We start from the raw sequence: 13,533 nt of genomic DNA, 5'->3' as shown, positions 1-13,533 counted from the left end.
TTAATTTTATTTAAAAATATCTTGAGTTGTGTATGTTTGATCTAATCGCACGCCTTTTTCCGTGTGCTTTACGGTAATAATTTCGTTGTGTGCATCGTGTTCTAAAAACAGATAGAAATTGTTATCTGCTGCTAAATTTAAGAAGCTTTCTTTTTCGTTTAACGTTAACAATGGTCGGGTATCGTAACCCATAACAAATGGTAATGGCAAATGCCCAACGGTTGGTAATAAATCGGCCATAAAGGCGATAGTATTTCCTTTGTAATGTATTAACGGTATCATTTGTTTATCGGTATGTCCGTCGGCAAAGAAGATATCAAATCCTAGGGGTGAATTTTTTAATGTATTCGAATTAGGAATTCCTGTAAACTTAAGCTGTCCGCTTTCTTCAATAGGAATAATATTTTCTTTTAAAAAGGATGCTTTTTCACGATTATTTGGCTGGGTTGCCCATTGCCAATGGTCTTCGTTACTCCAAAAATGAGCATTTTTAAAAACGGGTTGATAACCTGTTTTATCTTTATTCCATTCTATACATCCACCAGAATGATCGAAGTGTAAATGCGTTAAAAATACATCAGTAATATCATCACGATGAAAACCATGTGCTTTTAGTGAGCCATCTAAAGTATCGTTACCCCAAAGCGAATAGTAACCAAAGAATTTATCAGATTGTTTGTCGCCCATGCCCGTGTCAATCAAAATGAGCCTGTCGCCATCTTCAATAAGTAAGCAACGTGCTGCAATATCGATTAGATTATTAGCATCTGCCGGGTTTGTGCGTTGCCATAATGTTTTAGGTACAACACCAAACATAGCGCCGCCATCTAGTTTAAAATTACCGGAATTTATTGGATAAAGCTTCATACGGATGTAAAATTAAAAAAAACGCAACGATATTAGCTAATCGTTAAGGATTTATTAAGAATAAAAACGGGAATTATTTCTGTTTTTTTAGAGATACCTCTAGTTTTTTAATTTGTAGGAATTATTTTTAGTTTTATGATTACAACAAAAAGATTAATTATATTTTTACGGCTTAAAACTAAATGTGTTTATTTCACTTAAACGTCATTCTATTATTAAAACAGTAAATTGAAGGTATTTTTATCATATATTTTATTTTTTGCTTTAGCAATTAGGCCTATATATAATATGGGGTATATTGCTTATTTTGAGCTTAACATAGATTATATCATAGAAACCTATTGTGTTAATACAGAGAAGCCAGAACTAAAATGTAATGGTAAATGCCATTTAGCAACGCAATTATCTACAAGTACTACAGATACATCAAACGAAGTTCCTTACTTAAATACCTTGTTTGAAACCTTTGTACCTGTTTATTTTCAAGCCTATCAATTTGATTTCAAAATTTTTATTCAGAATAAAACCATTAAAAATAATTGGAATTACTCCAAATTGTTAACATCTGTCTATCTTGCTGGCACAGATAGACCTCCACAAGCCTAATTTTCATTTTACTTTTTTACATAAGCATGTTTAGATTTAATATCTGAACCACATTGCTTACACCTTAAATTTTATTAAAAGATTGATATCTGTAATATACTTATGGATGTTTTTCTATGATCTCAAAAGATAAATTTCAAAAATGAAAAAATTATTAATGCTTACTATTTGTTTAGTAGGTTTATGCACATACGCACAAAATTCGTTTACGGGTAATATTGTAGATGAAAATAACCAACCCTTAACAGGCGCCACAATTCAATCTAAAACTAATCCAAAAAATGCAGTTATTGCCGATGCCGATGGCCAATTTAAAATTACTCTAGTAAATAATACCGTTGTAATTGTAAAGTACATGGGTTTTGTAACTGTAGAGCAAGCACTTTTTAAAACTAAAAACACCATTAAACTTATAGAAAACGACGAATTACTAGAAGAAGTTGTTGTATCGGCAAGTAGAGAGAAACAGAAACGTAAAGAGGTTCCCGCATCTATTTCTGTAATTTCTTCTAAAGATATAGACGAAACTAAAGCCTTTGGAATCGACCAACTGGTAAATAATGTTCCCGGTGTTGTAATGACACTGTCTCGCGCAGCTGGTAACGAGCAACATTTAATGTCCGTGAGATCGCCAATAAGTACGCGGTCTTTATTTTTATACGTAGAAGATGGTTTGCCTATTAGGCCAACTGCTGTTTTTAACCACAATGCTTTACTGGAAATGAACGACGTCTCTTTCGATAGAGTTGAGGTTTTAAAAGGTCCTGCATCTAGTATTTATGGAAGTGAGGCTATTGGTGGTAGTTTTAATTTTATAACTAAAAACCCAACCAGAGATTTATCTGGAGGTGTTGGTTTTCAAATTAACGATATGGGATTAACCCGATACGATTTAGAACTTTCTAAATACGCTGGAGAAAACGTTGGTTTCTATGTAGGTACACAATATGTACAACGTAAAGATGGCCCTGTTTCTCATAGTGATTACGAAAAATTTGCATTAACATTTAAGAATGTAAATCACTTATCGGAATCTACAAATTGGACTAATGTTTTCGATATTGTGGATTACCGATCGGATACTTCTGGATCTTTAAGCGAAACAGATTATAGCGCAGGAAATTACGAAAGCGATCAAACATTTACCGATCGTGTTGCACTATCTTTTCGTTTTAGAAGTACACTAGACAAGCAATGGAATGCTAATAATAAAACGGCTTTTAATTTTATTTTCAGAAGAAATCTTTTAGATCAAATTCCGTCGTATCGTATTAGTCAAAGTAGCGGACTTGGTGAAATTAACAGTAACCAATTTAAAAGTTACGTTGGTTTATTACAACATAAAATAGATTTCGATTTTGCTAAATCATCTTTAATTGTAGGAGGAAATTTAGATTATTCTCCTCAAGATTATGTTGCTGAAACTATTTCGGTAACTATAGAACCAGAAACCGATATAAACACCGATTATTCAATTAATACTGGTGATTATCTTTTAAATTATCAAGCCAGTATTTTTAATTACGCCGCTTATCTACAATATGAAATTAACCCTACCGATGCTTTAAAATTAACCGCAGCTTTACGTTTTGATAAGTTCGATTACGATTATGATAACTTAGCTGAAGGCATTGCAGGACCAAGCGATTCTAAAAACAGTTATGATAACTTTTCACCAAAAATAGGAGCTAACTACAACTTCAGTAGAAATTTAGGGATTTATGCAAATTATTCTAACGGGTTTACGCCACCACAATCTTCAAGTTTATACAGAAATAGTTATTTAGATGAAGGTGATGTTGTTTTCGATTTAAAACCGAGTAGTTATGATAATTATGAAATAGGAACCTACTTTAATATCTCTAATACATTTAAAGCAGATATCGCTGTATATATTTTAGAAGGAAAGAATACGTTGGTTAGTTTACGTGATGAAAATGATGATTATTATAACGCCAATGCTGGTAAAACAAGATCTTATGGTGTTGAATATGGTTTAAAATATACACCAATACAAGGTTTAACAATTAGCCATAACGGAAGTTTTTCTAAACATAGATACGTTGATTTTTTTGATAGCGATGTAGATTATTCTGATACAGATAGAGAAACGGCACCATCTATAATTGGAACGTCTAAAATTAGTTTTATACCTCAAGGTTTATCAGATTTAAAATTAAGCGTAACCCATGAAATGATTGGTAAATATAACACCAGTTACGAAAACCAGGTAGATAATGGTGATGGTACATTTAGTACAGCAACGTATAAAGGGCATCATATTTTTAACGCTTTGGTAGCTTACAAATTTAAAAGTTTCGAAGTTTGGGTACATGCTTTAAATCTTTTCGACGATTTGTATTCACCTAGAGCAACCTACAGCAAGTGGAGTAGAGAAAACACGTATATGGTAGGTAATCCGAGAGCATTTCATTTAGGTTTAAAATATCATTTCTAATTTAATTACAACATAAAGAAGCTGCCTAGAATTAAGCTGAGGGAGATATTGCACTTATCAAATCTTTTTTATGCTATTATCAATTTTATTTTTGAAATGGGCAATATTATTAAAAGCTTAATAGGCGGTTTCTTTTAATTTAAATATATATGAAAAACAGAAAATTAAATCAATGGCTTTGGAAGTGGCATTTTATCGCAGGGGTTATCGCTATGCCTTTTATTGTATTATTAGCTGTTACTGGAGGTATTTATTTGTTTAAAGATAAATATGAAGCGCCTAGGCAAGCACATATAAAAACAGTTGTTGTTGATGGCGAAGCCATGCTGTTTCAAGACCAATGGCAATTAGCTAAAAAAACTTTGGATAAAGCGCCAAATGTTATGATAGTTCCACAAGAAGCAAACCAAGCTACGGCCTTTTCTTCAGGAATGTTTAGTAATAAAATGAATGCTTATATCAATCCTTACAAGGCTGAGGTTACTGGTAGAATTAGTCCTAAAGATTCTAACATGTATACCGTTAGAAAACTACATGGTGAATTACTTTTAGGTAAGTTTGGGACCAAAATTATAGAGCTTATTGCAAGCTGGATGTTTGTTCTAATTATTACCGGCATTTATGTATTCTGGCCTAGTAAAAAAGAAGGGTTAAAAGCTTTTTTTAAAATTAGATTTAAGCAGGGTAAGCGCACATTATTTAGAGATTTACATACGGTTTTTGGATTTTGGATTTCTGTTTTATTATTAATGACTTTAGCAGGAGGTATGCCTTGGACCGATGTTTTTGGTAGTAGTTTTAAATGGGTTCATGAGGTTACAAATACCGGTTTTCCAAAAAAATGGGATGCGAGATCTGTAAAATCTAAAGCCGATGGTAAAACTATTACATTAGATAAAATGGTAGTTTTAACAAAGTCTATGAATTTAAAAGGTGAAGTGAGTATTGGTTTACCTACTAATCCGGAAGGTGTTTATAGCATTTACAATACAACCTTTGATTTAGGTGAACAAAAACGAATGCATTTTGATCAGTATTCTGGGGAAGAGTTAGTTAATTATAATTGGGAAGATGTTGGTGTTTTAATGCGTGGCCGTAGATGGTTTATGGCATTTCATCAAGGACAATTCGGACTCTGGAATTGGGTTTTAATGCTTGGCGTAGCGTCGTTATTAGCTATTGTAGCTATTGCAGGATTAGTATCTTATGTAACGCGTAAAGAATCCGGCAAATGGGGAACACCCAAAGTACCTGCAGCTTTTAATGTGGGGTATGGTATTGTTGCCCTAATTGTTGTTTTGGGTATTATTTTCCCTTTATTTGGAGTTAGTGTGTTAATAATTACACTCATTGAATACATTAGAAAAAAATAAAAAACAATCTGCTTTTGCTTGTATTAAGCTTGTTTATTGATTTCCAGTTTTAAACGTTTTCCAAAATCGAATAGGGCTTTTATTTCTTTCATACCAGCTAGACGTTGTCTGCCAAAAATAAGTAGGGCAGAGCCGTTAGATTCTACGTGATAGTAAGGATTGCTTTCAAAAAAGTGCGTGATATCATCATCAAAAAAGGCACTAATTTCGTTTACATTTTCTCCTAAAAGGTAGAAACGATCTGAGAAATCGTCATGATTTTCAATATCAATATCTTTAATACCAGCAAGAGCAGATACTTTTTCTAAAAAACCTTCTTTATCTAGAGTAAATTCAGGAATATTATGGTTTAGGTTAATGTAAAGCATGGTTTTTCTAATCACTTCTTTAGCGATAAATTCACCTTCAGAAAATTCAATATCAAAGAGTTTCATCTTTTTATCTTCATGAGATAATTTGTTATAAACATGATTGATGTTTTTGGTGTTAAAAAACTGAAAATTGTTTAAAAACGAAACTTCTTTTTCTTTTTTAGAACTGTAATTATAGTTGTAATCTTTAGCTAAACTTTTCATGCTAGTTTGGCGTCTTGTTAAGCTGTTTTTTATAATTTTTGGAACAGGTAACATACGGCGTAGCGCGAATGGGTGTTTAGAATCTGTATCGTGCATATCTAAACCAATAACATCAAAATGGCCACCACGTTTTTGGAATAACTCTTGGTAATTATTCATGTTTTCCATAACGGTATGGTCTACAAACTCGCAAAGCGAAAAGTCTACAATAATATCTTGATTTTCGGGAACAGCATCGAGTTGTTCTTTAAGTCTGTAGTAATTTAAAAAGCTACAAAAGTGCTTTACACTTACATAAAAGTTGTGTTGCCCATCTGTTTCTTGATACATTAAAACATTCGGCTTTAATACGTTTCTTAGAAATAAGCCAGCACTTTTATTAATGATGATATGAATAATTAATGTGGCAATAACACCCGATATAATTCCAGAAATTAATCCGATTTTTAAGGTGATAATAAGTGTTACAAAAAAGATAACGAGCTGCTCTTTTCCTATGGAAAATATTTTTGTAATTACATTTGGAGAGGCTAATTTATAACCTGTATAAACCAAAATAGCCATTAAAGCAGGCAGCGGAATTCTGGTCAGCTGCGTGCTAAAAAGCACAATAAATAGTACTAAGAAAAAGGCATGGAAAAAATTGGCCGATCTATTTGTTGCGCCATTATTTACATTTACCGAGCTACGTGCAATTACGGTAACAACATTTAATCCGCCTAAAAAACCACTACCAATAGTCGCTAAACCTAAGGCTTTTAAATCGCGATTTACGTTGGAACGTCTTTTTTCTGGATCTAATTTATCTACGGCTTTTATACTTAAAAGCGATTCTATACTTGCAATAAGCGTAAGTGCTAGAACACTTGCCCAAAACGGAAAGCTCCAAATACCGCTAAAATTTGGCGTAGGTATATCTGCAATAATATCTTGAAAACTTGGTATGCCAGAAATCATGTATTCTTTAGCAATTGGGTTGGGTTCGTGCAAGCCAATTTCAAAGTAATAACTAAACCCAATGGATAAAATAACAATCCACATAGGTGCAGGAATAAGTTGCAAATATTTGTTTCTAATTTTGGAATAAAACAACATAATTGCTAAACTAATTACACCTGCCAAAGCTGCAAAAACAAGTCCTTTACTTTCGTAATGCAAGGCATCGTTAATAGTAAAAGGTATTTCTAATAAATAATCTATGGTGTCTTCACGCTTTATTTTGTGCGCGAACATAATATGAAATTGTTTACCTAAAATAATTAAACCAATGGCAGCCAACATCCCTTGTATGGCCGATGACGGGAAAAAATTGGCTAAAGCACCCATACGTAAAAAACCAAGTCCCATTAAAAGCACACCCGAAAAAACAATAGCGATGTAAGCATCTTGTAAACCCAATGTAGTTATGGCTACTAAAATTACACCTACTAAGCCGTTTCCTGGGCCTACTATGGTAACATGACTTCCACCTAAAATGGAGACTACAATACCGCCAATAACGGCTGAAATTATACCTGCAATTGGTGGAGCATCACTAGCCATGGCTAAACCTAAACCTAAGGGTAAGGCTATAAGGCTAACTACAAAACCAGAAAATATGTTTTTGGGTAAGGTTTGAAAAAATGTGGCTATGTTATTTTTTTTTGAACTCATTGAAGGATTAGTACGTCGGTTGGTAATTCGGTTAAAATATGTTCAATATCGTGCGGAAATAAACGATCCCAAAACGTCATTTTTGTTGGTGCGTTCATCACTAATAAATCGGCACGCATAATTTGAGCATAATGCCCAATAGAATAGCCTTTTTTACCAAATATGGGTTGTAGTTTTATGGTTTTTTCTGTGGTGCATTCTACCGGAATATGACTTATTATTTCCTTTATTCTCGAGTTTTCTCTTAATTTTATACGCTCTTTTATTATCGTTGCACGACGTAAAGATTTATCATCGTCCACCTTTACAGTTACTTGGTCTTCGTTAATTTCTTCAACAATAGTAACCTTTTTAGCTTTTAATTGGTTGGCAACATAAAAGGCTGCTGTAATAGTGCTTTCGGTTTTTGGATCTTTTAAACCGTTAACTACAATATGTTGGCAAGGTGCTCTAACAACCGATGGTTTAACTAATAATAAAATAGAACATTTGGCTTGGCGTGTAATTTTCCGAGCAATCGAACCTACATAGTATTTTACAAAACGCTCGCGTTGCACGGCTCCAAGAATAAGTAAATCTATCTTTTTTTCTTCGGAAGTCGATAAAATAACATCTACAGGATCGCCAGTTTTAAAAACAACTTCAAAATTCAAATTATCTTTTTCAAAACTTTTAAGAATCTCGTTTAAGCTATTGGTTTTTTCTTCGGAAGGTTCACCAACGTGTATTAAAAATAATTTGGCATCAAAAAATACCGATAGCCTCGCGGCCTCGAATAGATTCGCTTTTAGGTTTGGCGAAAAGGCCACACCAATTCCAATACTTTTAAAAGGCTTTAAACTCACGTGTTTTGCTATTTTTTGCTCAAAGTTGAAAGATAACATTTTTTAAAAACTTCAAGTCGTCTGTTTTACTTAAATTAGTCTTTTTTTAGAGAATCTTATAGATGATAGAACTAGCAGGCATTATAATTTTAGGCATATTAGCACAATGGGTAGCATGGAAATTTAAAATTCCGGCAATATTACCGCTAATTTTAATTGGTTTATTAGTTGGCCCTATTGCGGCCGAGTTTTTAAGCGGAGATGGTACAAAATGGATAGAACCGATTTGGAATGGAAGCGAAGGCTTATTCCCTGGGGAAAGCCTATTCTACTTTGTTTCTTTAGCAATTAGTGTTATTCTTTTCGAAGGTGGATTAACCTTAAAATTAAGTGAGATTAAAAATGTAGGACCCGTAATTACTAAACTTATTACCATAGGTTCTATGGTTACTTTTTTCGGTGCTGCTTTGGCTGCTCATTATATTTTTGATCTAAGCTGGCAAATTGCTTGTTTATTTTCAGCTTTAATAATTGTTACTGGCCCAACGGTAATTACGCCTATTTTACGAAACATACCGTTAAGAAAAGATATTTCGACTGTTTTAAAGTGGGAAGGTATTTTAATAGACCCGATTGGGGCTTTAGTAGCCGTATTAGTTTTTGAGTTTATTAGTGTAGATGCTGGTGGCGAGTTTACCAAAACAGCATTAATAGAATTTGGTAAAATTGTATTATTTGGTTCTACTTTTGGTTTTGCTTTTGCACATGCCATGAATTTTATATTAAACAGAAAGTTTGTGCCTCATTATTTATTAAATGTGTTTGCATTAGCGGCTGTTTTAGGTGTTTTTGTACTATCTGATAGTTTTGCTCACGAATCGGGCTTACTAGCTGTAGTTGTTATGGGGATGGTTTTAGGAAACTCAAAATCGCCTTATCTAAAAGAGTTACTTTATTTTAAAGAATCGCTGAGTGTATTACTTATTTCTATTCTGTTTATTCTTTTGGCGGCCAACATAAATGTATCTGACTTAATGTTAATTTACGATTGGAAAACCGTAATCCTTTTTTCTGTTATTGTTTTTGTAATTCGCCCAATAGGTGTGTTTTTAAGTACCTATGGCTCTTTACTAAAATTAAATGAAAAAGTGTTTATTAGTTGGGTTGGTCCACGTGGTATTGTGGCTGCCGGTATTGCATCTTTATTTGGTTTAAAATTAGCTAAAGAAGGAGTTCCAGGAGCAGAATATATTACGCCTTTGGTTTTTATGATTGTTTTAGGAACCGTACTATTAAACGCAACTACGGCACGTATGTTTGCAAAAATGGTGGGTGTTTTCTTGAAGAAATCTGAAGGAATTTTAATTATTGGTGCTTCTAAAGTATCGAGGTTATTAGGACATTATTTAGAAGCTAATGGTAGAAATGTGGTGCTAATTGATAGCAACGAACGCAATATCCAAAAAGCAAAAGAACTAGGTTTAAGTGCAATGAATATGAATATTTACTCGGATAGCTTAATGGATGATATTGAGTTGAACGATATGGGATATTTAATGGCATTAACTGCAAATTCTGATATTAATAAATATGCTATCAATAAGTTTAGCAAGCAATTTGGTGAAAACGGTGCTTTTAGGTTAGTTACTAAAGAAGAAATGCTAGATGAAAATAGTAGTCCAAATGAAGGTTTGTTTAGTAAAACGGATGACTACAATACTTTGAGCGATGTAACTAGAAACCACCCATCGATACAAGAAATTGATTTAGAAAGTAAAGAACACTACGAAGGTTTAATAGAAATCACTAATAAGGACAAAGAGATTATCCCGCTTTTTATAAAAGATAATGAAGGAGAATTGCATATTATTTCTTCTAATAACTTAAATGTAGATACTATAGAAGAAGGTTTTCAGTTGGTGTATTTAGGTAAACCTATTGATGTTGAGAAAGTTTAATTACATGCTTTTTAAGTTAAATCTGTTTTTACACGATGTTCCGTAGGGTGTATTAACGCTAGGTATAGTATTATTAAAATACCGAAGAGCACAAAATCTTTATTTAGAAATAATATTAGAAAGGCAGCACCTTCTAGTATGGCCCATCTTACTATAGACGCAGTTTGGTATACAGCCATATTAGCTTCTGGCTTTAGTGTTTTATCGGCAGCTTTTAGTTGCGTTTTAAACATGAAATTACTGAATATATAAGCAATTATAGGTATAAGCACATAAATGATGTTAGATTGGCTTAAAGCTGGCATATTAAAGCTTACATCGCCTATAAAAATATAAGCCATAACTAAACCTGAGCATAAAGCGATATGTATCATTTTTGTTACTTTTAATTTCTCTTCCATAATTAAAGTTGTGTTGCTGTTTTGGTTAACGAATTTAGATATTTTTTTTGTTATTTAAAATGTACAGTGCAAATTGGCTTTTAGTTGAGGTGTTGACTGTATTTGGCAGATAATGCAAAAGCGATAGTAGTGGTTAGCTTTTGGCGAGGCGTGCATCGAGCCAAAACTAGTAACGGATAGCGCGGTGGCTCGCCATTTGCCCAAAAAAAGAAAAACCTCTTCGTTTTCACAAAGAGGTTTTAGTACTATTGGTATTTTGATATTAACCTTTAATTTGAAGGTTTGTAAACTCTTTACTTATTACAAGGCTGTTGTTTTCGAACTGTACGTCTTTTAAATCGACATATTCGTTATCTACTTTTATAGATTTTACTTCGAAAGGTAAACCGTATAAGTTAATTTTAAACGTGTTATAAGTGGTTACGTATTGACCTCTTTTATGGATACGGATAATTAATTTATCTTCAGATCCGGCTAAGTTAAATTTCTTTAAACTGTAGCGCCCTTTAGTGTAATCGTAACCATCGTCTGCATCTTCATAAAGTTCAGAATCTTCTTTACCATTTTTGTAGTAAACATCTAAGCCTAGCTCTTCAATTACTTTTTCGCCTACGTATTGTTGTATAGGGTATTTAGGTATAACGGCACCTGCTTTTACAAAAATTGGCATGCTGTCTAAATCGGCATCTACCCACATTTCTTTTCCACCAGATACTTGCTCTTTATTCCAGTAATTAAACCATTCGCCTTTTGGAATATACATGCGTCTTCCTTTGGCATTAGGCTCGTTTATTGGGCAAACTAATATTTGGTTACCAAAGATAAACTCGTCTATTCTGTAGTGTGTTTGTACATCGTCTTGGTCAAATAAAACCAAAGATTTCAGCATAGGCACATTGTCTTGTGAGTATTGGTAGAATGCTGTGTATAGGTATGGTAATAATTGATATCTAATTTCGATAAATTTACGAACAACATCTACAATTTCTTCATCGAACGCCCATGGTTCTTGTTCTCCATGATCTCCAGAAGAGTGTGTTCTACAGAATGGGTGGAATACACCTAATTGAATCCAACGTGCGTAAAGTTCGCCGTTTGGTTGTTCTGCAAAGCCACCAATATCCGATCCTGCAAAAGAGAATCCTGATAATGCTAAACGTTGCGCTTGTATGTTTGCTATTTGTAAATGCTCCCAAGTGGCTACATTATCTCCCATCCAGGTTGAGGTATAACGTTGCGTTCCTGAATATGCCGAACGTGTAATTACAAACGGACGTTTTGGATAGTTGTAGCGTTTTAAACCATGGTAAGTGGCTCTGGCCATTTGCATACCGTAAATATTGTGTGCTTTATTGTGGCTACATGGGTTACCATCGTAATCGTGACGTACATCTGGCGGAAATGTTTTTCCTGGTACATCCATTACTGCTGGCTCGTTCATGTCGTTCCACACACCTTTTACGCCTATATCTTCTATTAATTCTTTAAATAAACCGGCCCACCATTCTCGAACTTCTGGTCTGGTGAAATCTGGAAAATAACACTCACCTGGCCAAACTTTTCCTTTCATGTAAGGGCCATCGGCACGTTTACAGAAATAATCTTTTTCTAGACCTTCTCTAAACACACTGTATTCGCTATCTATTTTAATACCTGGATCTATAATAACTACGGTTTTAAAACCATCGTCTGCTAGTTCCTTAACCATACGTTTTGGGTCTGGAAAATAGTCTTTGCTCCAAGTAAAGCAACGGAAACCTTCCATGTAATCGATATCTAAATAAATAGCATCACAAGGGATTTGAAGTTCTCTAAATTTTGCTGTTATTTCTTTTACATTAGATTCTGGGTAGTAACTCCATTTACATTGGTGGTACCCTAAGGCCCATAATGGTGGTAATTCTGGGGTTCCTGTTAAATCGGTATAGTTCTTTACTACATCTTGCATTTTAGGGCCGTAAATGAAGTAATAATTCATTTCACCACCTTGTGCCCAGAAACTTGTTACGTTTCTACGTTCGCTACAAAAATCGAAGTAAGTTCTAAAAGTATTATCGAAGAAAATCCCGTAAGATTTTCCGTTGTGTAAACCTGTGTAAAACGGAATAGCTTTATAAATAGGGTCGGTATGTTTACCGAAAGCATAAGAATCCGTTGCCCAGTTCTCAAAACGACGTCCTTTTAAATTTAAATGTTCTGGCTTATCACCTAATCCATAATAACTTTCTCCGTTTTGAGCGGCTTTACTCATTTTTACAATATCGCCACCAAGCTCGTAACTTTCTTCCCAGTGAAAACCAAGTTCGTCTTCACAAATAATTTTATTATCGGCAGCATCGTAAAGTGAAACTCTTAAATCCGATTTATGAATATGGCAAATTAATTTTGAAGTAGTAACAACATATTTTTCTTCGTCGTCTGTAATTTCTAAATGGTTATAACCTCTACTAGCATCTTCGTCTATAGCATAAGAAAAGTCTCTTTCAAATTTACCAACAGTAGTGTAGGTAAAACGAAGTACACTATCGCGTAAAACGGTAAGTTTAAGTATTACATTATTTGAAGTAGAAAAATGTAGTACATCTACATCTTTACTGTATTTTGTTATGTTAGAAGGGAATAGGTTCCCTTTATATTCTAGTTCTGTATTTAATATCATATGGACTAAGTATTAAAATTATTTTTCGAAATTACTAATTTTTAATGCGCAAACAGGCTTCTTTTTACTAAAAATTGAATTGATATTATGTGTAAAACTCAAATTTTTAGGGGTTTATTGAAAAATACTTAAAGAACGGTAAAAGTTCTGTTTTTTGAA

9 protein-coding genes are annotated in these 13,533 nt (G+C 33.5%); 4 read left to right on the top strand and 5 right to left on the bottom strand.

The window, feature by feature from the left end; all coding sequences use genetic code 11:
• Positions 1-6: 6 nt before the first annotated feature.
• Positions 7-867, bottom strand: coding sequence for an MBL fold metallo-hydrolase (locus V6246_RS09980; protein ID WP_341560276.1), 861 nt, complete (start codon positions 865-867; stop codon positions 7-9).
• Between the two features lie 228 nt (positions 868-1,095).
• Between V6246_RS09980 and V6246_RS09975 the strand changes: the two genes are divergently transcribed.
• The 3 genes from V6246_RS09975 to V6246_RS09965 all read left to right on the top strand — a co-directional run bounded on the left by V6246_RS09975 (position 1,096) and on the right by V6246_RS09965 (position 5,304).
• Complete coding sequence (locus V6246_RS09975) at positions 1,096-1,473, top strand: hypothetical protein (RefSeq protein WP_341560275.1); 378 nt, start codon at positions 1,096-1,098, stop codon at positions 1,471-1,473.
• A 142-nt stretch (positions 1,474-1,615) separates the two neighbouring features.
• Positions 1,616-3,931, top strand: a complete 2,316-nt coding sequence (locus tag V6246_RS09970; protein WP_341560273.1) for a TonB-dependent receptor — start codon at positions 1,616-1,618, stop codon at positions 3,929-3,931.
• 149 nt (positions 3,932-4,080) lie between these two features.
• The gene (locus V6246_RS09965) at positions 4,081-5,304 is read left to right on the top strand and encodes a PepSY-associated TM helix domain-containing protein (protein WP_341560271.1); all 1,224 of its coding nucleotides are present in this window, start codon (positions 4,081-4,083) and stop codon (positions 5,302-5,304) included.
• 23 nt (positions 5,305-5,327) lie between these two features.
• On the opposite strand, the gene V6246_RS09960 is transcribed toward V6246_RS09965, so the two are convergent.
• Together V6246_RS09960 and V6246_RS09955 are read right to left on the bottom strand one after the other, a co-directional pair.
• Positions 5,328-7,532 carry a SulP family inorganic anion transporter gene (locus V6246_RS09960; RefSeq protein WP_341560269.1) on the bottom strand — a complete coding sequence of 735 codons (2,205 nt, stop codon included), beginning with the start codon at positions 7,530-7,532 and terminating at the stop codon, positions 5,328-5,330.
• Positions 7,529-8,416 carry a universal stress protein gene (locus tag V6246_RS09955; protein ID WP_341560267.1) on the bottom strand — a complete coding sequence of 296 codons (888 nt, stop codon included), beginning with the start codon at positions 8,414-8,416 and terminating at the stop codon, positions 7,529-7,531. Before V6246_RS09955 ends, V6246_RS09960 begins: the two co-directional genes overlap by 4 nt.
• A 62-nt stretch (positions 8,417-8,478) precedes the next feature.
• On the opposite strand from V6246_RS09955, the gene V6246_RS09950 reads away from it, so the two are divergent.
• Positions 8,479-10,314 carry a cation:proton antiporter gene (locus V6246_RS09950; RefSeq protein WP_341560266.1) on the top strand — a complete coding sequence of 612 codons (1,836 nt, stop codon included), beginning with the start codon at positions 8,479-8,481 and terminating at the stop codon, positions 10,312-10,314.
• 11 nt (positions 10,315-10,325) lie between these two features.
• On the opposite strand, the gene V6246_RS09945 is transcribed toward V6246_RS09950, so the two are convergent.
• A complete protein-coding gene (locus V6246_RS09945; RefSeq protein WP_341560263.1) occupies positions 10,326-10,715 on the bottom strand; it encodes an MFS transporter in 390 nt (129 codons plus the stop codon).
• A 262-nt stretch (positions 10,716-10,977) separates the two neighbouring features.
• A complete protein-coding gene (locus V6246_RS09940; RefSeq protein ID WP_341560261.1) occupies positions 10,978-13,374 on the bottom strand; it encodes a glycoside hydrolase family 31 protein in 2,397 nt (798 codons plus the stop codon).
• Positions 13,375-13,533 lie beyond the last annotated feature (159 nt).

This window comes from Algibacter sp. TI.3.09 (assembly GCF_038154905.1).
Taxonomy (GTDB): Bacteria; Bacteroidota; Bacteroidia; order Flavobacteriales; family Flavobacteriaceae; genus Algibacter.
This window is presented reverse-complemented; position numbering and strand designations above follow the sequence as displayed.

Excerpts from the sequence above, each read along its gene's own strand:
- V6246_RS09980 (WP_341560276.1), bottom strand. The coding sequence starts at position 867 with ATGAAGCTTTATCCAATAAATTCCGGTAATTTTAAACTAGATGGCGGC.
- V6246_RS09970 (WP_341560273.1), top strand. The coding sequence starts at position 1,616 with ATGAAAAAATTATTAATGCTTACTATTTGTTTAGTAGGTTTATGCACA.
- V6246_RS09965 (WP_341560271.1), top strand. The coding sequence starts at position 4,081 with ATGAAAAACAGAAAATTAAATCAATGGCTTTGGAAGTGGCATTTTATC.
- V6246_RS09960 (WP_341560269.1), bottom strand. The coding sequence starts at position 7,532 with ATGAGTTCAAAAAAAAATAACATAGCCACATTTTTTCAAACCTTACCC.
- V6246_RS09955 (WP_341560267.1), bottom strand. The coding sequence starts at position 8,416 with ATGTTATCTTTCAACTTTGAGCAAAAAATAGCAAAACACGTGAGTTTA.
- V6246_RS09950 (WP_341560266.1), top strand. The coding sequence starts at position 8,479 with ATGATAGAACTAGCAGGCATTATAATTTTAGGCATATTAGCACAATGG.
- V6246_RS09945 (WP_341560263.1), bottom strand. The coding sequence starts at position 10,715 with ATGGAAGAGAAATTAAAAGTAACAAAAATGATACATATCGCTTTATGC.
- V6246_RS09940 (WP_341560261.1), bottom strand. The coding sequence starts at position 13,374 with ATGATATTAAATACAGAACTAGAATATAAAGGGAACCTATTCCCTTCT.